The 26,636-nt window shown below is 46.5% G+C and carries 28 protein-coding genes; 16 read left to right on the top strand and 12 right to left on the bottom strand.

The annotated features are described in order from the left end of the window. Positions 1-307 precede the first annotated feature (307 nt). Positions 308-1,873 carry a glutamine-hydrolyzing GMP synthase gene (gene guaA, locus Q0171_RS06610; RefSeq protein WP_299328040.1) on the top strand — a complete coding sequence of 522 codons (1,566 nt, stop codon included), beginning with the start codon at positions 308-310 and terminating at the stop codon, positions 1,871-1,873. Between the two features lie 169 nt (positions 1,874-2,042). Here the strand turns inward: guaA and Q0171_RS06605 are convergent, their stop codons facing one another. Continuing rightward, positions 2,043-3,497, bottom strand: a complete 1,455-nt coding sequence (locus Q0171_RS06605) for an amidohydrolase family protein (RefSeq protein ID WP_299328038.1) — start codon at positions 3,495-3,497, stop codon at positions 2,043-2,045. Between the two features lie 84 nt (positions 3,498-3,581). Here Q0171_RS06605 and Q0171_RS06600 point away from each other — a divergent pair, with 84 nt between their 5' ends. From Q0171_RS06600 to Q0171_RS06565, 8 genes are all read left to right on the top strand, one after another. Continuing rightward, positions 3,582-4,403: a threonine/serine exporter family protein gene (locus Q0171_RS06600; RefSeq protein ID WP_299328036.1), complete on the top strand. Its 822-nt coding sequence runs from the start codon at positions 3,582-3,584 to the stop codon at positions 4,401-4,403. After that, a complete protein-coding gene (locus tag Q0171_RS06595) occupies positions 4,396-4,968 on the top strand; it encodes a threonine/serine exporter family protein (protein ID WP_299328034.1) in 573 nt (190 codons plus the stop codon). Before Q0171_RS06600 ends, Q0171_RS06595 begins: the two co-directional genes overlap by 8 nt. Positions 4,969-5,124: 156 nt before the next feature. Then, positions 5,125-6,510: a DEAD/DEAH box helicase gene (locus Q0171_RS06590; protein ID WP_299328032.1), complete on the top strand. Its 1,386-nt coding sequence runs from the start codon at positions 5,125-5,127 to the stop codon at positions 6,508-6,510. Then, the gene (locus Q0171_RS06585) at positions 6,507-7,439 is read left to right on the top strand and encodes a branched-chain amino acid transaminase (RefSeq protein ID WP_299328030.1); all 933 of its coding nucleotides are present in this window, start codon (positions 6,507-6,509) and stop codon (positions 7,437-7,439) included. The genes Q0171_RS06590 and Q0171_RS06585 overlap by 4 nt, the downstream gene beginning before the upstream one ends. Positions 7,440-7,451: 12 nt before the next feature. Then, positions 7,452-8,555 (top strand): prohibitin family protein, encoded by a 1,104-nt coding sequence (locus tag Q0171_RS06580; RefSeq protein WP_299328028.1) that lies wholly within the window; start codon positions 7,452-7,454, stop codon positions 8,553-8,555. A 21-nt stretch (positions 8,556-8,576) separates the two neighbouring features. Beyond that, positions 8,577-9,380, top strand: a complete 804-nt coding sequence (gene hisIE / locus Q0171_RS06575) for a bifunctional phosphoribosyl-AMP cyclohydrolase/phosphoribosyl-ATP diphosphatase HisIE (RefSeq protein WP_299328026.1) — start codon at positions 8,577-8,579, stop codon at positions 9,378-9,380. 1 nt (position 9,381) lies between these two features. Next, a complete protein-coding gene (locus Q0171_RS06570) occupies positions 9,382-9,915 on the top strand; it encodes a DUF2393 family protein (RefSeq protein WP_299328024.1) in 534 nt (177 codons plus the stop codon). 49 nt (positions 9,916-9,964) lie between these two features. Next, entirely contained in the window at positions 9,965-10,474 is a 510-nt protein-coding gene (locus Q0171_RS06565) for an ATP-grasp fold amidoligase family protein (protein WP_299328022.1), read from the top strand. On the opposite strand, the gene Q0171_RS06560 is transcribed toward Q0171_RS06565, so the two are convergent. Then, positions 10,471-10,878 carry an ATP-grasp fold amidoligase family protein gene (locus Q0171_RS06560; RefSeq protein ID WP_299328020.1) on the bottom strand — a complete coding sequence of 136 codons (408 nt, stop codon included), beginning with the start codon at positions 10,876-10,878 and terminating at the stop codon, positions 10,471-10,473. The two genes, Q0171_RS06565 and Q0171_RS06560, sit on opposite strands and share 4 nt — an antisense overlap. A 132-nt stretch (positions 10,879-11,010) precedes the next feature. Between Q0171_RS06560 and Q0171_RS06555 the strand changes: the two genes are divergently transcribed. The 4 genes from Q0171_RS06555 to Q0171_RS06540 all read left to right on the top strand — a co-directional run bounded on the left by Q0171_RS06555 (position 11,011) and on the right by Q0171_RS06540 (position 12,097). Further along, entirely contained in the window at positions 11,011-11,253 is a 243-nt protein-coding gene (locus Q0171_RS06555; protein WP_299328018.1) for a hypothetical protein, read from the top strand. Continuing rightward, positions 11,231-11,512 carry a hypothetical protein gene (locus tag Q0171_RS06550; protein ID WP_299328016.1) on the top strand — a complete coding sequence of 94 codons (282 nt, stop codon included), beginning with the start codon at positions 11,231-11,233 and terminating at the stop codon, positions 11,510-11,512. Before Q0171_RS06555 ends, Q0171_RS06550 begins: the two co-directional genes overlap by 23 nt. A gap of 111 nt (positions 11,513-11,623) precedes the next feature. Beyond that, positions 11,624-11,824 (top strand): hypothetical protein, encoded by a 201-nt coding sequence (locus Q0171_RS06545; RefSeq protein WP_299328014.1) that lies wholly within the window; start codon positions 11,624-11,626, stop codon positions 11,822-11,824. After that, the gene (locus tag Q0171_RS06540; RefSeq protein WP_299328012.1) at positions 11,825-12,097 is read left to right on the top strand and encodes a type II toxin-antitoxin system YafQ family toxin; all 273 of its coding nucleotides are present in this window, start codon (positions 11,825-11,827) and stop codon (positions 12,095-12,097) included. A 55-nt stretch (positions 12,098-12,152) separates the two neighbouring features. Here Q0171_RS06540 and Q0171_RS06535 read toward each other — a convergent pair whose 3' ends face one another. The 9 genes from Q0171_RS06535 to bamD form a co-directional block, all read right to left on the bottom strand. Continuing rightward, positions 12,153-12,908: an ATP-grasp fold amidoligase family protein gene (locus tag Q0171_RS06535; RefSeq protein WP_299328010.1), complete on the bottom strand. Its 756-nt coding sequence runs from the start codon at positions 12,906-12,908 to the stop codon at positions 12,153-12,155. A gap of 161 nt (positions 12,909-13,069) precedes the next feature. Next, positions 13,070-13,408, bottom strand: a complete 339-nt coding sequence (locus Q0171_RS06530) for a hypothetical protein (RefSeq protein ID WP_299328008.1) — start codon at positions 13,406-13,408, stop codon at positions 13,070-13,072. 7 nt (positions 13,409-13,415) lie between these two features. Then, positions 13,416-13,979, bottom strand: a complete 564-nt coding sequence (gene efp, locus Q0171_RS06525) for an elongation factor P (RefSeq protein WP_299328006.1) — start codon at positions 13,977-13,979, stop codon at positions 13,416-13,418. A gap of 124 nt (positions 13,980-14,103) precedes the next feature. Continuing rightward, positions 14,104-16,119 carry a 6-hydroxymethylpterin diphosphokinase MptE-like protein gene (locus Q0171_RS06520; RefSeq protein WP_299328004.1) on the bottom strand — a complete coding sequence of 672 codons (2,016 nt, stop codon included), beginning with the start codon at positions 16,117-16,119 and terminating at the stop codon, positions 14,104-14,106. A gap of 112 nt (positions 16,120-16,231) precedes the next feature. Continuing rightward, positions 16,232-17,740, bottom strand: a complete 1,509-nt coding sequence (gene gpmI / locus Q0171_RS06515) for a 2,3-bisphosphoglycerate-independent phosphoglycerate mutase (RefSeq protein ID WP_299328002.1) — start codon at positions 17,738-17,740, stop codon at positions 16,232-16,234. A 103-nt stretch (positions 17,741-17,843) separates the two neighbouring features. Then, positions 17,844-18,632, bottom strand: a complete 789-nt coding sequence (gene flgG / locus Q0171_RS06510; RefSeq protein ID WP_023929369.1) for a flagellar basal-body rod protein FlgG — start codon at positions 18,630-18,632, stop codon at positions 17,844-17,846. 242 nt (positions 18,633-18,874) lie between these two features. Next, complete coding sequence (locus tag Q0171_RS06505) at positions 18,875-19,585, bottom strand: Bax inhibitor-1/YccA family protein (RefSeq protein ID WP_299327998.1); 711 nt, start codon at positions 19,583-19,585, stop codon at positions 18,875-18,877. 167 nt (positions 19,586-19,752) lie between these two features. Next, positions 19,753-22,323: an endopeptidase La gene (gene lon, locus Q0171_RS06500; RefSeq protein WP_299327996.1), complete on the bottom strand. Its 2,571-nt coding sequence runs from the start codon at positions 22,321-22,323 to the stop codon at positions 19,753-19,755. Positions 22,324-22,367: 44 nt separating this feature from the next. Continuing rightward, positions 22,368-22,988: an outer membrane protein assembly factor BamD gene (gene bamD, locus Q0171_RS06495; protein ID WP_299328046.1), complete on the bottom strand. Its 621-nt coding sequence runs from the start codon at positions 22,986-22,988 to the stop codon at positions 22,368-22,370. A gap of 271 nt (positions 22,989-23,259) precedes the next feature. On the opposite strand from bamD, the gene Q0171_RS06490 reads away from it, so the two are divergent. The 3 genes from Q0171_RS06490 (at position 23,260) to Q0171_RS06480 (ending at position 26,184) form a co-directional block, all read left to right on the top strand. Then, positions 23,260-24,942, top strand: a complete 1,683-nt coding sequence (locus tag Q0171_RS06490) for a lactate permease LctP family transporter (protein WP_299327994.1) — start codon at positions 23,260-23,262, stop codon at positions 24,940-24,942. 12 nt (positions 24,943-24,954) lie between these two features. After that, positions 24,955-25,491 (top strand): YhcH/YjgK/YiaL family protein, encoded by a 537-nt coding sequence (locus Q0171_RS06485; RefSeq protein WP_299327992.1) that lies wholly within the window; start codon positions 24,955-24,957, stop codon positions 25,489-25,491. 231 nt (positions 25,492-25,722) lie between these two features. Then, positions 25,723-26,184, top strand: a complete 462-nt coding sequence (locus Q0171_RS06480; RefSeq protein ID WP_299327990.1) for a hypothetical protein — start codon at positions 25,723-25,725, stop codon at positions 26,182-26,184. Between the two features lie 177 nt (positions 26,185-26,361). On the opposite strand, the gene Q0171_RS06475 is transcribed toward Q0171_RS06480, so the two are convergent. Continuing rightward, the gene (locus tag Q0171_RS06475; protein ID WP_299327988.1) at positions 26,362-26,610 is read right to left on the bottom strand and encodes an RNA-binding protein; all 249 of its coding nucleotides are present in this window, start codon (positions 26,608-26,610) and stop codon (positions 26,362-26,364) included. Positions 26,611-26,636 lie beyond the last annotated feature (26 nt).

The following is a 26,636-nucleotide window of genomic DNA, read 5'->3' as shown; positions in this document are numbered from 1 at the left end:
CCCCCGTTTATATGAGCGGGATTATGTGTGCTTCGCATGAAAACTCCTTAAAGCAAAAAATCAAAGCCGAGATTATAGCAAAATCAAAAAAAAAAAAAACGCCCGTGCTTCCTAGAATCTAGGGGGACTCTGGGGCGGATTTACCAGGAGGCTGTGCTCGCAGTAGCAAAAAGCACAAGATATTTCGCCAAACGATTTGGGCGGGAAAAAGCGATTGGCAAAGGCGATTCTTAGGAGTTGCTAACTTCTCTCTAAACTTCCTTTGCTACAATTTCACATCGTTTATCCCACATTTACAAGGCGTTTTATGCGATTGGATTCTCATTTTGTCGAAATTTTGGTGCTTGATTTTGGCTCACAATATACACAGCTTATCGCTCGGCGGCTGCGTGAGTATGGCGTTTATACGGAGATTGTGCCTTACTTTGAAAAGCTAGAATCTATTAGGGCGAAAAATCCTAAGGGCATAATTTTGAGCGGGGGACCTGCGAGCGTGTATGAAGAGGGAGCGTATAAGCCGGATTCTGGTGTTTTTTCTCTTGGTGTGCCTGTGCTTGGGATCTGCTATGGTATGCAGTATATCGCGCATTTTTTTGGCGGAAGTGTGGTAAGGGCGGAAGCGCAGGAGTTTGGCAAGGCGGTGCTAGAAATCGCGGAATCTAGTGTGGAGCTGTTTAAGGGCGTGAAGCAGGATTCTATTGTATGGATGAGCCACGCGGATAAGGTGGAGTCTGTGCCTAGTGGATTTGTGGAGCTGGCAAAAAGTGGGAATACACAAAATTGCGCTATCGCGGATTTCACGCGGAGAGTGTATGCGCTGCAGTTTCACCCAGAAGTGGTGCATAGTGAGTGCGGCGGGGAGATTTTGCGGAATTTTGCTGTGGGAATCTGCGGGGCGGATACAAGCTGGAATATGCGGAATTTTGCGCAAAGTGAGATTGTAAAACTGCGTGAAAAGGTGCTTGGGGGAGATAAGGTGCTTTGTGCGGTGAGTGGGGGGGTCGATAGCTCCGTTGTGGCAACTTTACTTTATCGTGCCATAGGTGAGAATCTTATCCCTGTTTTTGTCGATACCGGGCTTTTAAGAAAGGGGGAGAGAGAAGCGGTAGAAGCGATGTTTAGAGAGAATCTAAAAGTGCCTTTGATTGTAGCGGATGCAAGAGAGCTATTTTTAGGGCGATTAAAGGGCGTAACTGACCCGGAAAAGAAGCGAAAAATAATCGGCGAAACCTTTATAGAAGTCTTTGAGAAAGAAGCTAAAAAGCACAACACAAAAGGCGAGATAAAATTCCTAGCACAAGGCACACTCTACCCTGATGTTATAGAATCTGTGAGTGTAAAAGGTCCAAGTAAAACGATAAAAAGCCACCATAATGTCGGCGGATTGCCTGAATGGATGAAGTTTGAGCTAATCGAGCCTTTGCGAGAGCTGTTTAAGGACGAGGTAAGGGCGTTAGGCAGGGAGCTAGGAATGCCAGAATCTATGCTTATGCGACACCCATTCCCCGGACCCGGACTTGCCATACGCATTATGGGCGAGGTGAATGCCGCGGATTTAGAGCTATTGAAAGAAGCGGATTCTATCTTCATAGAAGAGCTGCATAAATGGGGCTTGTATGATAGCGTGTGGCAGGCATTTTGTGTGTTACTCAATGTGCGAAGTGTGGGCGTAATGGGCGATAACCGCACTTATGATAATACCATTTGCGTCCGGGCAGTAGAAGCAATGGACGGAATGACGGCAAGTTTCTCACACTTACCCCACGCATTTTTAGAGAGCGTTTCAAATCGCATAATCAACGAAGTAGCAGGGATCAACCGCGTAGTGTATGACATCACCTCAAAACCCCCGGGGACTATTGAGTGGGAGTGAGACTATTTAAAGAATTTAGAGAAAACAATAAATCTTAGTTGAGCGTCTTATCGCTTCGCCAAGACACATGATTTGCCCGCCCGTAGAGTCAAATACTCTATATAGGCTTAGACTCTATCAAGCTAGATTCTGCCCTGCAAATCTACCGCCCGCATATCTCCCATACAATCTACCCCTCCGCCTTATCCCCTACCCTATCCACCTGCTCACCATCGATATAGAGCCGAAGCACCTTGCGCGCTAGCATGATGAAATGCACCGCTGGCTGACTAGAATCCGCAATCCCCTTGATAGCAAACACCGCCATATCTGCACTTCTGCCCTGCTCTAGAGAGCCATTTGCCAGCCCTAGCGCACCAGCATTGCCCCTGGTGGCTGCTAGCAGAAGTATGCGCGCAAGCCAATCTAGCGGATACTCCATGCCAAAGAGCCCCGCACGCAGCTCATCGAGCATATTTGTATTAGCATTTGAGCTCGCGCCATCGCTCCCTATACCAAGCCGCGTAGCAAGCCTAGAATCCAAGCGCTGCAGTTTCAGCATACTGCCCCCTAGCAGGCGGTTTGAGCGTGGGCAAGTGAGTAGATGCGCACCAGAATCTATAAGCGCGCGAGATTCCGCTGCACTCATCGCCACACCATGCACGAACGCCACGCGCTCACCCCAAAACTGCTGCATAAAGCTCTCAATCGTATAGTAGGGGCGCGGATTTTTCAGCCCCAGTGTTTTGGTGTAGAAATCATAAAACCAGCCACCAGATTCTTGACTAGATTCTGCACCACTCGCCCCCTCACTCTCCAGCCACACGCGTTCGGCGTTTGACTCTAGGAAATGCGCGCTAAAGCTGCATGAGCGCTCGCATGGGTTTATCACGCGTGCAGACGCGCGGGAATCTTGCTCCCGCTCCTGCACTATCCCTCTCTCCCTAAACATCTCTCTCCCAAAGGAAATGACATGTTTAGCCAGCACAGAATGCACCGAGTAGGGCGAGTGGATTGCGATAGCTGGGAAAAATCTAGGAGCGCGAGATCTAGGCAAGCTAGATTCTGGTGCTAGCCGCTCCCCCCTTTCAGCAGTGCCAGAATCTAGCGCGAGCTTACTAGCCAGGCTCATCGCGCGTGTGAAACGCTCCTTGAAATGCGAAAACAACATATCCACCGCCGCGGGATTTGAGCCAATCACCTCGCTAAAATACACCACTTTCAGCGGGCTATGAGCTAAAATCTCCATATCATCGCCATAGCTTGAAATCGCTCCCACGCTCCCCACACCAGAGTCTAGCTGCTCGTTGATACTAGATTCTATGCTTTCTTGCATGGAGCCTAGCACATCATCACGCCGCGCCATAACGCTTGCAAGCCAGCCCTCAAAGCTTCCGTATGTAAAGCTTGTGGAATTGCTGCTAAACTCAAAATGGATATGCGCGTTGATGAGTGCGGGCAGCAGCACGCAGTCCTCGAAAAACTCGCAAGTATCTCTACTAGATTCTGGCATGTATTTTTGCACCAGCGCTTCATACTCTCCGCTCTCGATAATGCAGCCATTTTCAAACACCACGCCACCATTTTTCACCACGCTAAATCGCTCATCACAAACAAACATCACGCTCGCGCCAATAATCCGCATAGCTCTCCCCTGATCTTAGGTAATTTTCAATAAAAACGCACTACAATTTTAGCCAAATTACATAGCCACTAGCCGGAGTCGCTCATGAATCTCCCCCAAGCTCCCCAAAGCCAAGCACAAAGCGCACCTGCCAAAATGCCTATTGAGCAGGTATGTGATTTTCTCTGCTCCTATGCTAGCACGCTACTGCAAAATGGTGCCTACACTGCTAGAATCATTAAATGCACCGATCGAATCGGGCGAAATTATGGCTATGAAGTGCATTTGAGCATATTTTTGCAATACATCACGCTAAATATCACTGATATCCATGACTACAACAATCGCCGCACGCAAGTCATCAAAAACACTCACCTAGGCATGAATCTCTCTCTCATCTCAAATCTAAGTGCGTTAAGCTGGCAAATCTATGATGAAAATATCTCACTTGAAGAAGCGCGCGAGCATTTTGCCTATATCTGCGAGCAAAAGCATCTCCCCATAGCCCTGGGTGCGCTTATCATTCCGCTTGGTAATGCTACATTTTGCAAGCTCTTTGATGGGGATTTTGGCGCGTTGGTATGTATATTTGTGGGGACACTTTGTGGATTTTTCATGCGGCAATATTTCAAAAAAATCCGCCTTGATAACCGCGCGCAAATGCTATTCTCGGCGTTTATCGTCTCATTTGTAGCATATATCGGCGTATGGCTTGGGCTTAGTCATACGCCAGATGTGGCAATTGGCGGGAGTATCATCTACCTAATCCCGGGCGCGCTGATTCTCAATGCTTTCGTGGATATTATCCATGAGCACACACTTATGGGGATAAATCGGCTTATCAACATGATGGTGCTTCTTATGTGTGCTGCGGCGGGTGTGTATCTCACGCTTGCGATTTCAAATGTGAGCATTCTTAATGGTTGATTTTACAATCGCTCCGCATATCCAGGAGATTCTGTATGCGAAATCTTGGCATAACTCCTTGCCCGTGGAAATGCTGCAGGATTTTGCATTTGCTTTCATTGCTGGGCTTGGATTTGCCTATGGGCTAAATCCGCTTAAACGCACGATTTTTTGGAGTGCGTTTTTTGCTGGGCTTGGCTACAATATCCGCTTTGGACTCATGCAGCTGCCGTTTTTTAGCTTCGTGGGAGCGAGCTTTTGTGCGAGTCTTTGTATCGGGCTTTTGGCTATTATCGCCGCTAAACGGATAAAAGCTCCCGTAGAAGTCATTGTTTTTCCATCGCTTTTGCCGATGTTCCCAGGAAGCTATGGATACAAAAGCATTCTCTCTATGCTCGCTTTCGTCCAGCAGCGCGATGACAAAACACGCCTAGACTACTTACTGCTATTTTTTGATAATTTTACGATTATGTTCTCTGTCTCACTTGCGCTTGTAGCAGGCGTGCTAATCGTGCTATCAATTTTCTATGAGCAAAGCTTCATGATGACACGCGGGATAAAAAAGCTCTCCATGCGCGAGCTTTAGTCGCTTGAAAATCGCACACAAAATCCAACTAAAGATTTCACCAGAATCTACCGCTACACTGCCAACTAAATGCGGCTAGACACCATAAAAGGCTTAAAGAAAATTATAAGCCACACAAAGTATAATTGCACAAAACACGATATAGAGATTTACATAATGCAGACCCAAACCCCAGAACAATCAAAAAATAGCGAGCAAACTTTCGGTGATCTAGGCTTGAAAAAGTCCGTCTTGCGCGGCATTGAGTTAGCAGGATTTACCACACCAAGCCCTATCCAAGCAGAAGCCATTCCAGCGATTTTGCAAGGTGGCGATCTCATGGCACAAGCGCAAACTGGCACAGGAAAAACGGCTGCCTTTGTCCTGCCAATCCTCCATGGCTTACGCAATAATGGCGAGGTAGAAGCCCTTGTCATCACACCTACACGCGAGCTGGCAATGCAAATTAGCGATGAGGCGTTTAAGCTTGGGAAATTCTCGCACACACGCACGATTTGTGTCTATGGTGGGCAGAATATCAAGCACCAAATCAGCTTCCTAGACAAAAACCCGCAAATCATGATTGCCACGCCCGGTAGGCTACTCGACCACCTACGCAATAACCGCCTGCGCAACTTCGCGCCGCGCATTGTCGTGCTTGATGAAAGCGATGAAATGCTTGATATGGGCTTTTTGGACGATATTGAAGAAATTTTTAGCTTTTTACCAAATGACATTCAAGTCCTGCTATTCTCCGCGACCATGCCAAAGCCTATCCAAGAGCTAGCAGACAAGATTCTACTTAATCCTACCAAAATCAAAATCACCCCCACAGAAGTAGCAAACACCGACATTACGCAACGCTACTATGTCATCAACGATAATGAGCGTAATGAAGCCATTATCCGCCTGCTCGATACCCAAGCCCCCACACGATCAATCATTTTCACCCGCACAAAAAAAGAAGCCGACACGCTTAATTCATTTCTCTGTGCGCAGGGCTACAGCTCTGTGGCACTACATGGGGATCTCGACCAGCGCGCCAGACGCAGTGCAATCGCCGAGTTTAAAAGCCACAATGTCCAGATTCTAGTTGCCACCGATGTGGCAAGTCGTGGGCTAGATATCAGCGATGTGAGCCATGTGTTTAACTACCATATCCCACTGAACCCAGAAAGCTATGTGCATCGCATAGGGCGCACCGGACGCGCGGGGAAAAAGGGTGTGGCAATCACACTTGTCTCGCCTTTAGAGTATAAGGAGCTACAAAGAATCCAAGAAGATGTCGGCAGCAAACTTGAGCTCTTTGAACTGCCTGTTAATATCACCAAAAAGCTTGATGACCTGCTAGCCACAGAAATCTCTCAAGACGCCATAGATACCTACAACCAGCTAAGCAGCCAAGCCGAGCCAGCCCAGCTGTGCCTAAAGCTACTTACCCACTATCTCACACATAAATCTGCTAGTTTTAGTGCGATGATAGAGCTGGATTCTAGGGCAAAAGAGACTAAACCTAGCAAGCCACAAAGGTCGCGTAAAAACCGCCCAAGGAGCTCACGATGAAAGAGTCAAGCTATATTTGGAAAAACGGCGAGCTTATCGCGTGGAAAGACGCTACTACCCATGTCCTAAGCCACACACTGCATTATGGAAACGCGGCATTTGAAGGCACAAGGGCATATATGACGCCAAAGGGCTTGGCGATCTTTCGCCTAAGGGAGCATTGCGCTAGGCTGCTAAGATCGTGCAAGATTTTGCGCCTAAACTGCCCCTATACGCTAGAAGAGCTAGAAGCCGCACACATTGAGCTGCTTAAAGCAAACCGCGCGGACTTTTCTGGCAATGTCTATATCCGCCCGCTTGTGTATCTAGGCTATGGTGTTATGGGCGTGGCGCATATCAACGCCCCTGTGGAGACGATTATCGCGGCGTGGGAGTGGGGCGCGTATCTTGGCGAAGATGGCATAAGCAATGGCATAAAGGTCAAAACTAGCTCCTTTGCGCGCAATCCTATCCGCTCCACTATGGGCAAGGCAAAAGCTGCGGCAAACTACCTAAACTCCCAAATGGCAAAATACGAAGCCCTAGCGTGTGGCTGTGATGAGGCACTGCTGCTTGATGAGCAGGGCTTTGTAGCAGAGGGCAGTGGGGAGTGTATTTTCATCGTGCGAGATGGCAAGCTTATCACTCCGCCGCACGACTATACGCTAGAGTCTATCACGCAGGCTACGACTATCGAGCTTGCTAAAGACTTGGGGCTAGAGGTGCTAGAGCGGCATATCACGCGCGATGAGCTTTATGTGGCTGATGAGGCGTTTTTCACCGGGACGGCTGCGGAGATCACGCCTATTAGAGAGGTGGATTTTTATCCAATCGGCTCTGGTGGGGCTGGGCAGATCACTAAAGCCCTGCAAGCAGAGTTCCACGCGCTAGTCAATGCCCAAAAAGAGCAGAATCCAAAATATGCCGGATTCTTAACATTTATCGATTAAGAAAGGATTGCTATGCCAATAGATTTAAACGAGCATTTACGCAAGAAAAACCAAACCCCACCTAAAAGTAGCGATAATGAGAGTGGGGATAATCGCAAGCAAGATAATGGCAGGAGAGATGAGAATAGAAGAGATGATAGAGGTGCGCCGCGCGATCCACAGGGCTTTAGTATCCCGCCAAATTTGGCTAGCAGCAGGCTTATCACCACACTTATTGTCGTGCTAGTGCTTGGGCTGCTCTTTTTTATGGCGCGTCCTTTTGTGATTGTCAATTCTGGGGAGACGGGGATTAAGGCTACCACAGGGCGTTATGACCCCAAGCCCCTAGAAGCTGGAATCCACTTTTTTATCCCCTTTGTGCAAAGTGTGATTATCGAAGATACAAAGGTGCGCGAGGTGAATTTCTCAAGGGCTGATGATATTTTGGTAGGCAAAAATCGCGGCATTTTCCGCAACAATGCCATTGACACAATGGATAGAGATGGCTTGCAGGTGCTTGTGGAGCTAACGGTCAAATATGTCCTAGATAGCACCAAAGCCCCAAAGACGATTGAGAAATGGGGGCTTTCTTGGCAGGAGAAAATCGTCTATCCAGCGATCCGCGATGTGGCATTGAGCGTGATTGGGAACTACCCTGCCCAAGAGCTGCCCGGCAAGCGCGGTGAGATCGCCCAGCTTATCAGCAGCGGCATTAAGGACAAAATCGAGCAGTATGAAGACCGCCCGGTTAATCTCGTCTCTGTGGAGCTGCGTGAAATCGTGCTGCCACCTAAGGTAAGAGAGCAAATCGAAGAAGTGCAAAACGCACGGCAAAAAGCTCAAAGACGCCAGCAAGAAGAAGAGGGCGAGGCTAGGGCAAATCGCATTAAAGCACAAGGTGTGGCAGATGCCAAGCTTATTGAAGCAAAGGCGGTGGCAGAGTCTAACCGCCTTGTAGGACAGAGCCTAAATAACCAGCTTATCCAGCTGCGCCAGATTGAAACACAGGGCAAGTTTAATGAAGCCTTGAAAGAGAATAAAGATACGCAGATTTTCTTGCTACCGGGTGGGGCTGTGCCAAATATTTGGGTCGATAGCAAAAACCCTAAGCAAAACTCCGCAGTCTCTAATAAGTAGCCAATGGGGAGCTAGGGGAATATGAGCGAGTATGCAGCGGTGATTGATGAGCTAGTAGCTAGGCTTGATTGGGATAAATCGCCGCTAATGCCTGCTATCGTGCAAGACTCTAGCACCAAAGAAGTGCTAATGCTAGCCTTTATGGATAAGCAGGCGTTAGGGCTTACGCTAGAGAGTGGCTATATGCACTACTTTTCTCGCTCTAAAAATCGCATTTGGAAAAAGGGCGAGCGCAGCGGACATACGCAAAGAGTAGAATCCATCGCGCTAGATTGCGATAATGACGCGCTGCTTTTTACCATCACGCAAGTGGGGGCAGCCTGCCACACAGGGCATAAAAGCTGCTTTTTTCATAAGCTAGATTCTAGCAGTGCCAAAGAGCTAGAATCCACTTTTTCAATGGATTCAGCTTGTGCGCTAGAATCTAAGACCCTAGAATCTAACGCGCTAGACTCTAGCCCTAAAGCCCACACTAGCGATCTCTCTCAAGTCTATGGCATTCAGGCTTATGACATTATGGATACGCTTTACCACACACTTTTAGAGCGCAAGAGCGCACCAGAATCTAGCTCTTACACTGCTAGCCTTTATGCAAAGGGCGTCAATGGCTTTGGCAAAAAGATTGTAGAAGAAGCGGGCGAGGTCGTGCTAGCGTTGAAAGATAGAGACTCTGCACAGATTGTCTATGAATGCGCGGACTTGCTCTACCATACACTTGTAGGGCTAGCCTACTACAATATCCACCCAGAGCAGGTGCTAGCCGAGCTGCAAAGACGCCTTGGACTTAGCGGGCTAGCGGAAAAAGCTGCACGCACCAAGGCATAGTATGTATGAGATTCTGGGGTTAAAGACACTTATCGCCACAGCTTCCCTACATATTCGACCACCAGAAATGGCGGTGTTCGGGCTGTTTTTTCTAATCTTTGTGTTGGTGTTTTTTTTCTCGGTGATTTTTTGGCGCTATCGGTTGATTTTCGCACTCTGTCTCGTAGTGGAGGGAGCGATCCTAGCATATTCACCATTTGGTGTGGCGTATGTCATGCGGCATTTTCTTTACCCGATCTCGGTGCATTATGCACATTTCTCACCCTTTGTCTATACGCATGGCTTTCTCTATGATATCGAGATAAAAAACAATGGCAAAATCCCTATCAAAGAATGTATGCTCACCATCACGCCCATGCGCGAGAATCCAAATGCAAGTAAGCTTATCGCGCTAAAAAACACTATCCTCCCTCAAGCTGGCTATACGCAAGTGCTTGCAAAAGAAATCGCCCCCAAGGAGAAAGTGCGCTTTAATGGGATAATCGATGACTACCACCACGATGAAAACTACCAATCAATCATTGACTGCCACTAGCAATCCATGAACCCGCTGCTTATATAGCAAATCAAGCCATGCGCGTGGTTTGCTATCGCCTATCATAGAGCAAATTTTCTCATCATCTCTCATTAACCTTGAAAATGACGATTTTCATAACAAAATTGCCCAGCAAAAGGGCTTAGATTCTAGCTCTGCAAAGGTGGATTCTACCTCGCCCCAGCCCCTAGAATCCACTTTCAAAGCCCCTGATGATTATAAGTTTCACTGCTTTAATGAGCAAATCTTTATCCAAGTTGATACAGAGCGATTTACCAGCCACACACGCACAATGTTTGACACAGAGTGGAATACTATGAATTTCAATATGCGTCTCTCATCCCCCAAAATAGCTTCACCAAGACCTAGTAATCTTGGGTTAATGATAAGCTCTGCGCAAATGCTTGCTAAACACTTTGATTATGTTCGTATAGATTTGTATAGCGTCAGCAATAAAATGATTGTTGGCGAGCTAACCTATACGCATGGAGGAGGTGCAAATGTATTTACTCCCAACGAATGGGATAAAAAGCTTGGTGATTTGTGGATTCTAGTTTAAGCCCATTTTTCTCCGTAGAATTTATCCCATTTTTGCGGATTAAATGAGCTTGTCCCGCCTGCTGGCGTGAAAGTAAGCTCGCCTACATAAATCGCATTATTACACTCATACAAATCTATTCGCACATAATTTATTGGTGCTGCCAAAGATTGCGCTATGCGTAACATCATTGCGAAAGTGGGTGGTTTTATCGGTGGTATGGTGGTTATAGGAAGGTTTTCTGCGCTAAATTGGAATGATAGAGGTTTAAAATTACTATCAAGCATAATTCTTGTGTGGTTTGCAAATCTATCACTATCTTTTTCTATAAATAGCGTTTGTGTGAAACATTGATTTATTTTATAATCATCAGGGGCTTTGTAGGCAAAAGTAGATTCTAGTGGCTGGGGCGAGGCAGAATCCACCTTTGCAGAGCTAGAATCTAGGGGCTGGGCTAAGGCAATTTTGTTATGAAAATCGTCATTTGCAAGGTGGGGGAAATCTCTTTAATCACTTATGGATTCTAGTGTATAATCCACCAAAACAAAGGAGCGACAATGACTATCATCGTAGAGAATGTCAAAGAAGAGTTTCTGCCAAGCGTGAGAGCATTTACAAAGGCGATCAACGCCAAGTGCAAGGTGGAGAAGCCTGCGTGCCACAAGCTTAGTGAGTCAAAGGCTATGCGACAGATTGCAAGCGACTTTGCCGCGATGCCTAAAGAGCAGCAAGATCGCTTGCGCGATGAGCTAGAAACTTTAGTAAATGGGCAGGGCTATGCAGATTCTGCTAACAAATAAAGTAGAAAAATACCTAGCTAAGCAGTATAAAGGCGATCCGCACGGGATACACTTGGTGCGGCTTTTCATCGATACGCATTTGCAAGAGTCCCCAAACCCAACGACCCTGCCCAACTGCGCGAAACTTCAAGGGCGGTATAAATCTATGGGAAATCTTTGGCGGTGGCGAGTGGGGAAATACCGCATAATAGGCGATGTCAAATCCCAGCAGTTCACACTTGAGATTATCGAAATCGCCACGAGAGAAAACGCGTATTAGCCCCTATAATTGCATGCTTTGGCTTGACAAACCACGCACCAATCCACTTGCGGTGATTCAATAGCGCAAAATGAATTCTAGTGTATAATCCACCAAAACAAAGGAGCGACAATGACTATCCACATCACCGCCAAAAATGCCAGCAAAGACTTCACCAACGCCCTAAAAAGCCTAGCCAAGCTAGCTGATGTCAAGCTCACCATACAAAAAGAGCCAAGCGAAGAGCTTTTGCGCAGTGTGGAGGCTGTGAAAAATGGCAGGGTAGAGAAGTTCAAAGACTTTGCAAGCTACAAAAAGGCTATGGATTCTTAGATGTTTGAAATCCACACTACTGCCAAATACAAAAAACAGCGCAAGAAACTAAGCCAAGATGATAGAGACTTGCTCGATAGTGTGATTTACACGCTTGCAAGTGGGGAGAACCTAGAGCCAAAGCACAGAGACCACAAACTCACAGGCGAGCTAAAGGGCTTCCGCGAGTGCCATATCAAGCCAGATTTGCTACTCATCTATGCCAAAAATCGCAATGCCCTTATACTCACTTGCGTAGAAGTAGGCTCGCATAGCGAGCTGTTTAAAGGCTAGATTCTAGCTTTGCCTTGCCTTACTCTGCTTTTGCCCCTTGCCTTTACTTATTGCCCTATCTCCACAAGTCGCCTAATTTTCTATCCCACTCATTTGGGGTGAATTTTTCTGTGCCGCCTGTGGGTGTGAAAGTCAGCTCGCCTACAATGATGCCGCTATTGATGAGATATAAATCCACACGCACATAAGAAAAAGGGCTGGCAAGGGTTTGGGCGATATTGATTATAAGCGTGAGAGTATGTGGCTTGGCTGGTGGGTTGCTTGCTTTCTTTTCAAAATCAAAAGGCATTTTTCGCCAATTTGTATCCATAGCAATTTCTGTTTGGTTGGTAAATTTATCCAAAATGGCAGTAATGTGGCTTATTTTATCCCCAAAAGTATGGCATTTATAGTCTGTTGGGGCTTTGTAGGCAAAAGTGGATTCTAGGGGCTGGGGCGAGGTAGAATCCACCTTTGCAGAGCTAGAATCTAAGCCCTTTTGCTGGGCAATTTTGTTATGAAAATCGTCATTTTCAAATGTTTTTGTGCTGGATTCCCTAGAATCCGCACCTAGAAGCTCCTCGATAAACACGCGCGGCTCGATGTCTTTATAATGCCACTCGCGGAAAAGGGTGTAGAAATTGGTGGCTAGGTGCTGCTGGATTTTGCGCCTAGCATCTTCAAATCGCGCTTGATCACTTAAAAACTCCTGCTTATTTGGCACAAGCACCACGCCACCGCAGTCGTGGTTGGTCTTTATCGCAAAGGCTTGGGGCAGGTGGGCGAAGTCTATCTCATCAAAGCTTTTGTAAATCCCATAGAGCTTAGGCAAATAGGGGCAGATATTGGTGGCAAGGAGAGTGGATCCTAGCGTATCGATGGGGGCAAAGAGTGGGGAGCTAGGATCTAGGAGATTGAGCTTGGCTAGGGCTTGTATGGTGGATAACTCTTGCGTGGAAATGGTGGGCTGCGCGCTAGAATCTAAGCTAGAATCTAGGCTTGCATTACACTCTGCCCCCCCCCCTTCGCGTTTTCATAGAGTGGGTAAAGTGTGGCAGCGATGTAGATCCTAGCCTTTAGCTTATCGGCTAGCGCGGTATAAACAGGGCTTCTGTCAAACAAAATGCGGTGAATAATCTTCTCATTAAAGGTCTTGGGATTGCGGAAGTCTGGGGTGTAGCCAAAGATTTTCTTATGTCGGCGGACAAAATACTGCTCATCTGTGAGCCTAGATTCTATGAGGGTATTTAGCTTCACGCGCAGCGGGCGGATATAGTTGGCATAGATGGGATTATGCTTGATGGCGGATTTGAGAGAGGATTTTAGACTCATGAGGCACCTACTTCACTTTCTCGACATATTCGCCAGTCTCGGTATTGACGCGGATAAGCTCGCCCTCTAGCACATGGAAAGGGATTTGCACCACTGCGCCTGTCTCCAAAGTCGCGGGCTTTTTGCCAGCAGAGGAAGTATCGCCCTTGAAGTTTGGGGGTGTTTCTATGATTTTTAGCTCGACGATTTGCGCCACACTCACAGAAATCGCCTTATCATTATGCAGCAGCACCTGCACACTAGAGCCATCAAGCAGCCACTTTTTGGCATCGCCGACTTGATCTTCGCTAAGCGCGATTTGCTCATAAGACTCTGTGTCCATAAATTGATAATACTCGCCATCGTGGTAGAGGTATTGCATAGGCTTTTCTACGATGTTTGGCTCCTCACATTTATCGCCCGCGTGGAAAGTCTTTTCGATCACTTTGCCATCGAGAAACGACTTGATTTTTGCACGCACAAACGCCGCGCCTTTGCCGGGCTTGACATGCTGATACTCTACGATTCTATATGGAATGCCATCAATCTCGATTTTTAAGCCTTTTTTGAGTTCGCTCATACCAATTGCCATGAAATATCCTTGAATGTGAAATTAGGCGCGATTATAGCAAAAGCAACTTATCGTTCTTTTAAGCCATTATCGCAGCAAATCTATCAAGGCGAGCCTAGAATCTAGCCTGCGTCAAACCTTGTCTCTAGTAGCGCGAAGTAAGCATTTTGTAGCGCAGAAGCATTTTATCTAGCGCTGTGGCGATGTGTGGCTTGCTATCGTCAAAAAACGCGCTAATGTCATTGCTTGGTAAGTGCAGCGCGGCGATCATGAGATTCTGGCAGATATGGGCAATCGTGCCCTCAAAGAGAATGCCCACATACGGCGAGCTGGCACTCTTTTTTGCACAGAGTGAAAACACCATATCCACCCACGAAAAAAGCCCCTGTTTATCGCGTATCGTCTGGCTAAGGGTGCTAGCGAGATTGTGTTTAAACTCCTGCACCTCTTCTAGATAAAAGTCCTTACGATAGTCGCTAAAAACCGCGTCTAAATTTTGCGTGAAATAGCTTTTGATGAGTTTTGTGTATTTGGATTTTTTGTTTTTCTGTAGGCTAAACTCGCTTGGGTGTGTCGGGCGCGCCCCCTCGATATATGCACCTAAGCCTAGATTGAGGGCGGTTTTGGGCTTAAAGGTTTTGAGTGCTTGGGCGATCATTTGATTGGAGAGTAGAAATATCGAGTCGCTATACACTGCATAGCCATCGGGCAGGGAATTAAACATGATAGGGTTATCATAATCAAAATTTGGGCGCACAGGCAGGGAGTTTGGCGGGAGATTTTCAAGCGTGATTGGCGCCTCCTCACCATAAGCAGACTCACTAGCGTGCTTACTTCTGCCTAGGATATATCCGCAATCTAGCCCGCACAGCAGCACTTCGCTCCCTAGCTGGCAAGCAAGCGTTACCCCAGCATTCCCCACAAATGGTGCGCAAAACTCCATGACATAGGGGCTTTTAAACATATATCCGCTTGCACTTCCTCCGCGCATGAAGATATAGCGCTCATTTGCTAGCTCTAGTGCGTTTGGGTTTATCATGTTGCCACAGAGCAAAGGCGTCTTGCCAAGGACTGGGCGTAGATAGTCAGCTAGATAGTCGATGCGCTCGATCTCAATTTGGAAATCTGGCTCAATGCCTGCGCGCTTAAGCGGTGTAATGGCTGTCCCGCAGCTAAAGATAATCATGCGATCTTGATTTGCCTTGATAAACTCTAGGCTAGAATCTAGGCTTGCACCATTGCCCACAACACAGATTGGCATATCGACGCGCTTGGGATTATGTAGGAAAAGATTTGGCGCGACTTTTTGGGGTTTCGCGCTAGATTTGGCGCGACTTTTTGGGAGATTTTCAAGTGTGTTTTGAATGCCTATCATCTCATCTTCGAAGCTCCCCCAGCCGCGTGCGTTGCTTAGATACTCCTCGTTGATGATTTGCATAGCAGAATCCATTTTGGGGCTTTCGTAGAGATTAAGCTCAAGGCGCAAAAAGTTGTTTGTAATCTTTTGGCGTGCGAAAAAATTGCGAATAAAAAAGCGATTAACCAAATCTTTGACAAACAAATAGCATGCACCATCACTCACACTGGCAAAAAGCTTAGGATAATCCACGAAATAACAGCTCACGCGAAACATGTCGAGATTTTCTTCAAAAATCAGCAATGAGTGGAAAAATACGCCCCGCTCGCGCAAAAACTCCAAAAACATTCCCCCAAGTAGCCCAAAAATCGTGGTGCTAGGCAAAAAATCCTTGCTTAGGAAGTATTCTTTCACGCCATTATGCTTAAAGAGTAAATCAATAAAACTATTGCATACCTCGCCTGTTATGGGGAATTTCTGCGTATCCATTTTATCTAGGAAAATACCATTGGAGTGGATTCTCCATTTGTCGTTTTTAAGCGGAGAGAGACTTAGGGACTCGTTTATTGCTATCATTTGTGAGAGATCATTCTCCAGCGGATAGACAGGCTCGTTTGTAGCAAGATTGATGATATTGATACCCTGGGAATTGATTGCGAGATTGTATTCTGTGGGCTGGGATTTTAGCGCGTCGAAAAGCTCTGGGGAAGTCTTGTGGAAATACTCCATATTCTGCACGAAGCGTTTGGAGATCTCTTGCTGAATGGCTTGCTGGTCGTTAGATTTGAGCAGGGAGAGTAGCATGGGAGACCTTAGAAATGATAAAAAGATATGGTGCTATTGTAGCATAGAATCTAGCATGCCAGCCTAGCTACACCCCCAGAATCTAAAGCCGACACCGCCCTGCTAAAGTAGCTTACACCAGCGGGCGATCCATTTCTTTAGGGATTGGCAGTCCCATAATCTTTAGCACACTTGGGGCGATGTTATTGAGCGCGCCAGAATCCACTTTTTCCACGCCATTAGCTAGCACGAAGCACCACACATCGCCTATGGTGTGGTTTGTCTTTATCTCTCCTTGCGCGCTTTTCATCTCTTCACAATTGCCGTGATCGCTTGTAAGCACGAGCGCGTAGCCTAGCTCACGCGCTTTTTTAACTATCCGCCCTAGCTCATAATCCACCGCTTCTACTGCCTTTAGCGCAGCTTCATAATTACCTGTATGCCCCACCATATCGCCATTGGCGAAATTTACCACGATGAAGTCATAAGCATTGCTATCGCTGCTTGAGTCTCCCATAGCCTTAAGCACTGCATCGCCCACTTCTGGCGCGCTCATTTGGGGCTGCAAGTCATAAGTGGCGACTTTGGGCGAGGGGATAAGCACGCGCGACTCCCCTATGAAAGGCTCCTCCACGCCGCCGTTGAAAAAGAATGTAACATGTGCGTATTTTTCTGTCTCTGCGATGTGGGCTTGGCTTTTGCCTGCATTTGCTAGCACTTCTGCAAGGGTATTTGTGGGCTTTTGCTTGGTGAAAAGCACAGGATAGGGGAAGCTCTCATCATACTCACACATTGTAAGGATATGGGCAAAATGCTTAGGGCGCGGGAAATGCGTAAAATGCTCCGCCCCAAGCGCGGTGATAATCTCTCTCGCGCGATCGGAGCGGAAATTACTCATAAGCAGTCCATCACCACTAGCAAAGCCGCCATTTTTAGCAAACTCGCCAAAGCACATAGGCTCTATAAATTCATCGGTAATGTTTCTGTCATAGCAGGCTTGTATATACTCTCTAGGGCTTTGCTGCGTGTGTGGCGTGGCGTGGGCTAGGGCGTTGTAGGCTAGCTCTATGCGCTCCCACCGCTTATCTCTATCCATCGCATAATATCGCCCGCTCACACTTGCTATGCTGATAGAATCCACTTTTGCACACATCGCCTCCACCTCTGCCAAAAATCCTAACGCGCTTTTAGGCAGCACATCGCGCCCATCGGTGATAAGGTGTAAAAATACGCGCTTTTTATGCGCGGCAAAAATCTCTGCTAGCCCTAGGAAATGCGATAAATGCGAATGCACTCCGCCATCGCTCATAAGCCCTAGCAAATGCACTGCTTGCGATTCTTGCATAAACTGCTGCAAAGCTGGATTCTGGGCCAGCTCCTTAGACTCTAGCGCGCGCGAGATCCGCACCAAATCTTGGTAAAGCACGCGCCCAGAGCCTATACTCATATGCCCCACTTCGGAGTTGCCCATCTGCCCTTCTGGTAGCCCCACACTCTCTCCATAGGTATGGATAAGGCTATAAGGCACATTTTTAAAGAGCCAATCATAAGTAGGCTTAGTAGCATTGGCAAAGGCATTGTAGGGAGAATCTGGCTTATAGCCGATCCCATCGGTGATCACAAGCACGCATTTTTGAGACATTGATAATCCTTTAGCGATAGATAGCGATACTCAAGCCTTTTATTAAAGCTAAAAACATTAAATAGCTAGCCAAGCACACCAGTGCCAGCAAGAATCTTAGATTCTAGCGTTTGAGAGAATTAACCGTTTGCAGCATTGCATCGGCTGTTTGGATTGTTTTGGAGTTTGCCTCATAGGCTCTTTGCCCAGTGATGAGATCTGTCATCTCCTCCACAAGCTTGACATTACTTAGCTCTAAAAAGCCCTGCCTAAGCGCGCCAAAGCCCTCTGTGCTAGCCACGCCTACAATCGCATCGCCTGAAGCATTGGTGTTTAAAAATAAATTATCCCCCAAAGAGTGCAGCCCTGCTGGGTTTATGAAGTTTGCTACTTCGATTTGCCCTATCACATTGCTTACGCCATTATTTGCCTGCACGACACTCACCGTGCCATCTGTGCCGATATTGATTTGCGTGGCATCTTGGGGGATAGTGATTTGGGGCTGGAGAAGATAGCCCTGGGCGGTTACGATATTGCCATTATCATCGAGCTTAAAGCCCCCATCTCTTGTGTAGGCGATCGTGCCATCGGGCAGCTGGATTTGGAAAAAGCCCTTGCCTTCAATGGCTACATCAAGGTTGTTTTCTGTCTCTTTGGGGCTACCTTGGGAAAACATCTTTTGCACCGCACCCGGGCGCACGCCAAGCCCCACTTCTATGCCTGTGGGGGAGAGTGTCGTCTCGCTTGTGGCAGTGCCGGCGTATTGCAGCGTTTGATAAAAGAGGTCATTAAACTCAGCTCGCTGCTTTTTGTAGCCAGTGGTATTGACATTGGCGATGTTGTTTGAAGTGGTATCAATTTGGAGCTGCTGTCCTAGCATCCCTGTGGTGGCGGTATAGAGTGAGCGCATCATAAGCAATCCTTTGGGCGCGAAATTGTAAATCCTACAACCCAAAGCAAAAGTAGTTCCCAAGACAGAATCTAAAGCGGGATTTTGTTTGATGAATTAAATTGTAAATTATCTTGTTTCTTGTATGACAGAATGAGTGATATGGTAAAAATGTGGATCTTTTGGTGGCTAGCCACCCTTTAGGCGTTTTTGACTACCACAAAGCCACCTAAAGGGTATTAAGATTCTAGGGGTGGGCTAGGCGACTACTCGTCTTTGCCGCCTAGAATCCCAAAAAGCTGCAATAAACTCACAAAGATATTGAGAAAATCAAGGTAGAGCGATACCGCTGCTTGCACAGGATCGGCATAGAGCCCTCGCACGATGTTTTGCGTATCATAGGCGACAAATAGGCTAAATAGCACTACCGCCGCACCAGCGATAAGCACTTGGAACATCGGCGAGCCTAGGAATAGATTCACCAATGAGCAGATGACGACAACGATAAGCGAGATGAGGAGCATTTTGCCCATGTTGGCTAAGTCAGCTTTGGTTTTAAGGGCAAAAATACTCATCACGCCAAAGACAATGGTGCTCATACCAAAGGCTTGTGCGATAGCACCTACACCTTGACGCGCCAGAACTAGCCCAAGTAGTGGCACAAGCGTAATGCCAGTAAGAAATGTAAAAATAAACAGCAACGCGACATTAAGTCCTGGGGACTTACGCAAGAATAGCAGCCCTAGAAATGCCACGATTTCAGCAACAATAAGCCCGATACGCACCGCCGGATCGGTAACAAGCGCGAAATTCATAAAGCCCACAATCGCGCCAATAGTGGCAAATAGCAGGCTTGCTGCGAAAAACTTATAGGTGGTTTTCACAAATCCTACAAGCGCATTATCATTTGCGAATGCTCCCTGCGCTAAGCCGATATTTTGGTTTTGTGTTTGATAGTTTCGATCATAGAGTCCCATAAATGCTCCTTACAAGTAAAATGCGCTCACACAATGCCCATGCTAACAAGGTTGCAAAGCTGGCGCACGGGCGCAATTATATAGCGTTTAGATAAATATTTAGATCTAGGGCGAGAATCTAGTATTCTAAACTGCTAGATTCTCGCCCACGAGCCAGATTTGGCAATTTAATGTGGGAAAACCTCGGCAAATACTTCATCTATTGTTTGCACAGGGATTATACGCATGCTATCAAGCACTTCTTTTGGGATTTCATTCAAGTCGCGCTCGTAGTTTTTCTTAGGGATTAGGGCGCGCTTGATTCCAGCTTTGTGCGCGGCGATGAGCTTTTCTTTGAGTCCGCCAATTTGGAGCACATCGCCCGTGAGCGTTAGCTCGCCTGTCATGGCAATCTCACCACTTATGGGCTTCTCACAAAGGATTGAGGCAATCACACATGCCATGGCAATCCCAGCACTTGGACCATCTTTTGGCGTGGCACCCTCTGGGAAGTGTAGGTGGATAGTGTATTGAGCGTAGAGGGGCTCTTTGGTCCTTTGCTTAGATTTAGATTCTGCACTTGATTTCGCACTGGATTTTAGCCTGCCATTCTCCAGTAGGACTTTCACCACAGAGTGCGCAATTTGTGCAGATTCTTTCATCACATCGCCTAGGCTTCCGGTGAGTTTTAGCTCACCTTTACCCTGGAGCTTTATTGCCTCAATTTTTAGCACATCGCCGCCAACACTTGTCCATGCCAAGCCATTTACCACACCTATGCGCGGCTTTTTGCTAGATTGCTCGATTTCGAAAACTACTTTATCTAAGTAATCTGGAATCTGCTTGGGCGTAAGCTTGATTGGCTTAAATTTTTCATCTTGTAAGATTTTGGTCGCAACTTTACGCATAATTGCAGCAAATGTGCGGCGCAAGTTTCGCACTCCAGCCTCTCTTGTATAGCGCTCAATCAGCACACGCACGCTCTCTTTGCTAAAGCGTAGCTGATCACTAGTGAGCCCATGCTTCTTTAGCTCTTGGGGGATTAAATATTTATGTGCGATTTGCTCCTTTTCCTGTGGAGTGTAGCTAGAGATAGCGATAAACTCCATACGATCGCGCAAGGGGGCTGGAATCTGGGAGATGTCATTTGCCGTGGCGATGAAAATCACTTGCGAGAGATCGATACTGAAATTTGTGTAGTAATCGCGGAACTCCACATTTTGCTCTGGATCTAGCACTTCAAGCAGCACACTTGTCGGGTCGCCGCGCACGCCGCGTGAGATTTTATCAATCTCATCAAGCACTACGACTGGGTTCATTTCTTTGGCTTCGATTAAGCCTTGCACGATTCTGCCAGGCATAGCGCCGATATAGGTGCGGCGGTGTCCGCGCAGCTCATTGACATCTTCTAAACCACCTAGCGCGATACGGACTAGCGGACGCGAAATCGCTGTGGCAATCGAGTTTGCCAAGCTTGTTTTCCCCACACCTGGAGGTCCGTAGAAACACAATATCGTCCCGCGCGCCTTAGTGGATTCTGTTTTTGCTTTCTCTTGTTTAATGCCCTCAGCTTGCGATTTGGCGGAGGTTTGCTCGTGTTTCTTGGGCTTTTTGGATTCTTTAGATTCTAGGGCTTTGGCATTTTTAGCAAGCAATTCACGCACTGCAAAATACTCGATAATACGCTCTTTGGGCTTGGTTAAAGAGTAGTGATCTAAATCAAGCTGTTTAGCGACATTTTTGATACATAGCTCACTTTTGGCGTATTTGCCAAATGGAATTTCCAACACCCACTCAACATAGTTTTGCAAGAGATTGGCGTCTGCGCTGTCTTGGTGCATTTTGGCAAGGCGATTGATTTGCTTTTTAATTTCTTTATACGCATCTTCGTTGAGAAATTCTTTGATAGATTCTAGCTTTTTGGTAAATTCATCAATCTCCTCATCGCGTTGCTTATCTACACCTAATTCTTTTTGGATTTGGCGCATTTGCTCTTTTAAGAAGTATTCTTTATTTGTTTGCTCAAGCTTATTATGCACGCGCGATTTGATTTCTTTTTGGAGTTTTTGAGCTTGGATTTCTTGGGAGAGAAAATCCATGAGCATCATCATGCGCGCTTCGACATTATCACTGGCAAGCAGCGCGTAGGCTTCACCCTTTTTCAAATGCAAGGTTGAAGCGATAAGGTCAATGATACGATTTGGATCGTTTGTTTCTTCGAGTGTTTTTAGCATTTCTGGGGGAAAATGGCTAATATTGGCGTAGTTTTGGACATTTTCTAGGAGGATTTTCATCATCGCTTCCACGCGCGCACTATCATACTCCTGATAACCGATAAGATCGACTTCTGCCTCGATAAGCTCGCTAGAGTCCGCATTCTCTCTGGGATTTTGGGGGGTGAGTAGCGCAGTGATTTTAGCGAGTGCCATGCCCTGCACCAGAATCTTCACTCGTCCATCTGGCAAAGAGACTTTGCGCAAAATCTTACACACCACGCCCACATCATAAAAAGGCATTTGCGCTAAGGAATTGCCCTGTGCGGTAGCTTGCGCATGATCTTGGGTTTCATGCTTTGATGCGCCAAAGTCCTCTGGCTTCTGGCAGCACACTATCAGCAAGTCGTTTCGATCGAGTGCGGCATTGGCGGCTTTGATATTGCGCTCGCCTTGGGTGAAGATAGGCGCAATCGCAAAAGGATAGATAAAATCCTCTTCTATAAGCACAGGAAGTGAGATGGGGAATTGCTGGGTGTTTGGCATAAAAGCTCCTTAGATTTTCTTGTCTATATTTTAAGATTTTGTGATTACCAGTTAAACATACGCACATACCATGGGATATGTGATGGCGTGGGCTTGGTGCTGGATTCTAGCTCATCATCAATTCTATCGAGATATTTTTGTGCGGCTTCTTGTTTGTGCTGCTTGGTATAGACATTGACGATGCCTTTATTAAGCTCGTTTTGCCCAAGCACAAAACGCACCTGCATGCTTTGCACAAATGGCACATAGCGACTTGTAGGAAATCTATCAAGAAAATTGTCAAATGCCCCCAAGCTATCTGAGAAAAATTCTTGATCTTTGCTGGAGTTTTTTATCCCATAATAGCGACTTTGGAGTTTGAGATAGGTAATGTAGTCTGCATTTTGTGCATTACCGAAGCGCTTGAGGTATTCATCGAAGTAGAACTCCGCAAGCAGATATTCTTCCTTTCTCATATGAGCTTGACCGAGAATTAGCATCGCATCGGGCAAGAGCGGGGAGTTAATATGCTCGCTCTGTAAAGAGGCGTAGAAATTATCCGCGCCTTCAAGATTTCCAAATTTTATTTCTTTGACAATGTTTTGATACCAATACGCCGCGGGCTTGTTGAATTCGTTTTTTTCTTTTTTATCGCATGCACTAAAGATTATCGCGCCAACAACCATTGGCAAAAGCCACTGACTAAATCGCATATACCACCTTGAGATGTCAAAATTTTCGTATTATATCCTAGAATCTCCAATACTAGATTCTAGGATTGCGGGCTACAAATGATGTGCAATGGAGTATATAGCCGGCATAAAACAATGAAAAATGTTTAATTTTTATACAATCAAGCCTAAAAATCGTGTGTTTATGCTCTTGGATTTTGTATCACTTAGCGAAATATGCTAAAGTGCTGGGACATTCTGTAAAATCATTCTAAAAGGAGTATAAATGGTCTGGAATCAAGTCTATGACCCGCTAGGGAATGCTTGGCTAAGTGCGCTTGTCGCGCTTATACCTATCGCTGTGTTTTTCATCTCACTGCTTGTGCTAAAGCTCAAAGGGCAGTGGGCTGGGCTTTTAACCGTGGCAAGTGCGATTATCATCGCGATTTTTGTCTATGGAATGCCTACGGACAAGGCTCTATGGAGCTTCGCTTATGGCGCGTTTTATGGGCTTTGGCCAATTGCTTGGATTATTATTGCGGCAATTTTTCTCTACAAGCTCACGGTCAAATCTGGGTATTTTGATATTTTGCGAGAGTCTATCATTGCCATCACGCCAGATCAACGAATCCAAGTGATTCTCATAGGATTCTGCTTTGGCGCGTTTTTGGAGGGCGCGATAGGCTTTGGCGGACCTGTGGCAATTACCGCTGCACTGCTCGTGGGGCTTGGGCTTCGCCCACTCTATGCTGCGGGACTTTGTCTAATCGCAAACACTGCGCCTGTGGCATTTGGCGCAGTAGGTGTGCCGATCACTGCGATGGCTGGGGCGGTCAATGTGCCTGCTATTGAGATTTCTGCGATGGCTGGGCATATGCTCCCACCACTCTCGCTTTTTGTGCCATTTTTCCTAGTATTTTTGATGAATGGATTTAAGGGCGTGAAAGAGACTTGGCCTGTGGCTCTAGTGGCTGGCGGAAGCTTTGCGATCGTGCAGTATTTGACAGCGGTGCATAGCGGACCAGAGTTGCCAGATATTGCTTCAGCAGTTGTGTCTATCATCTGCGTGGCGGTGTTTTTGCGATTTTGGCAGCCTAAAAACATCTTCAAATTTGATGAATCCGTAGGCAGTAGCTCCACACTGGAAGTCAAAAAGCACAGCACCAAAGACATCGTGCTAGCGTGGCTGCCATTTGTGCTACTTATTGGCGTGATTTTGATCTGGACAGCGGGGTGGTTTAAAGACCTATTTGTCGGTGCAGGAGTCAAGCTATCCACCGGTGAAATCGCACAAGAAGCTGGAGTCCTAGCTGCTAGCGTGCTGAAGTTTGACTTCGCAAGCTTAAAAGAAGTGATCCAAGTTGAGCCAGCTGTCAAAGAAGCAAAAGCGGTGAAATCGCTTTTTGAGCTTCCTATCATCAACGCCACTGGGACTTCGATTCTCATCGTAGCTCTTATCACTATCCCGCTTTTACGCATCAAACTTAGCACAGCGGTGGCGACCTTTGGTGAAACACTTAATGAAATGAAATGGGCGATTTTCACTATCGCTTTGGTCGTGGGCTTTGCGTTTGTGTCAAATTACAGCGGTATCTCTGCGACACTTGCCCTAGCTCTCTCACAAACAGGCAATGCCTTTGCGTTCTTCTCTCCAATTGTTGGCTGGATAGGAGTGTTCCTAACAGGAAGCGATACAAGCTCCAACCTACTCTTTGGCACATTGCAGCAGCTAACCGCCCAGCAGCTCGGTATTGATGAAGTGCTATTCCTAGCAGCAAACTCTGTGGGTGGTGTCGTAGGCAAGATGATAAGCCCGCAAAGTATTGCGATTGCTTGTGCGGCGGTGGGGCTAGCAGGACGAGAATCTGAGCTTTTCCGCTTCACGGTAAAATACTCGATTTTGTTTGTCATTGGCATTGGGCTTTTCACTTACGCTATTGCCTTTTATATGCAGTGGTTAATCCCATAAGGTGAGCTGTGCGTGGCGGTTGTAGGGAAAATTGGTGATATAGCTGGGTTTTTTGCAGCACCTGCGCTACAACCTGTCCTAAGCTATTTACAGGCAGTAAGCGCACCAAAAAGTCCAGAATCTACCCGTATTCTAGCCATGGAACAAAATACTGAGTATAAGTTTGGGCTAGAATCTTGTGGGGATTTTGGCAATCCAGATTCTAGAGTGTTTGCTATCGAGCAGTCTTATGGGCTTAAAAGCTCATCGCAGGCATTTTATGAAACACATAGAGCTTATGTTGATGTGCAAATTATCTTGCAAGGACAAGAACTATTTCACCTAGCGAGTGCGCGTGATTGTGAAATTCTTGTGCCCTATGATGAGTGCAGAGATCTAGTTATCTATCGCACACCAGAAAAGCATTCTGTGCTGCATTTGTATAGCAACATGGTGGCAGTGTTTTTTCCAGAAGATGTGCATGCTGGAGGGCTGGGGCTCGAGCAGCTAGAGAGTCAAATTGTTTATAAAAGCGTGGTGAAAGTGCCGCGCTTACTTTTTGGATTCTAGCTTACGCCAGAATCCACTCACGCTTTCTGTCTCTTTTGTTTTTGTATTTTTGTTACTTTGCTTCGCTGTGGTGCTATGGAGTGCTAGTGGGTTTTAGGGGTTTTGAGGTCTAGTCTAATGCGATTGTTTTTGCTTCTTTTTCTGCTTGTCTCATATACGTTAGCTAGAGAGTCATTTTACCGGTGTATAGAGTCTGCTTTGCCCTCGCAGTGTCTGGAAGGGTTTTATGAAGTGCCAGATTTTTTGATTTTTAAGGGTGGATATGTGTATGTGTTTGTCCATGAGGGTAGGGTTTTTGCTTATGGTGTGGGAAATCTAGATAAAAGCCCACCAGCCCCTGATCGCTATAACCCCAACAAGCTCCTGCGTGCGCGGCTCGATCGATGGGTGGTATTTTTGCGCGATCTTGTAATTGAAGAAAGCGGTGCAAATAGGGGGAAGCTGCATTCTGGACTCTCGTATAATTTTCAAAATGGCTCGACCTACTATACCAAAGGCAAGGTGCTAGAAAATGGGGATTTGGATTTAGGTTTTTCGCTCGATAGCTTTCATATACTGGAAAAAGGCTTTGTATGGCGACGCATGGAACCAGCTGAAATAGCCAAACTCAATCTTCAATCAATTCCGCTAGAATCTGCCTTAGCAACAATCCCAGATTCTAATCAAAATTCTAAAATCCCAAAAAGCAAATAGGTAATCAAGAGAAGCAAATCAAAAAAAATAATTGGGTTTAACACAGCAAGAATCTAAAAGCGCCAACAGAATCCCTGACTGCTACATTTGGTCAGGCTTATACCAGTCATAATGGCTGTAAAAACGCTTGCGACACCGAAGTAGTGCCAAAAGCCTCCTAGACTCCTAACTTTCTCGTTACATCTTCCTAGGATTGGCTTCATTGACACGGAGTTTGCGCCCGATGAATTCTGTGCCATCTAGCGCGGAAATCGCTTTGAGCGCTTCTTCATCTTCCATTTCGACAAAGCCAAAGCCTTTTGCCCTGCCGGTTTCTCTATCGTTGATGAGCTTAACAGAACTCACCGCACCAAATTGCCCAAACAACTCAATCATTTGCTCATTTGTCGTAGAGTAAGGGAGATTGCCCACATAAATACTCTTCATTGTAACTCCAGAAAAAAGATTCTCTA

The sequence above is a fragment of the uncultured Helicobacter sp. genome, from assembly GCF_937906905.1.
Taxonomy (GTDB): Bacteria; Campylobacterota; Campylobacteria; order Campylobacterales; family Helicobacteraceae; genus Helicobacter_B.
The sequence above is the reverse complement of the archived record's forward strand: the minus strand, read 5'-3'. Positions and strand labels throughout refer to the sequence as shown.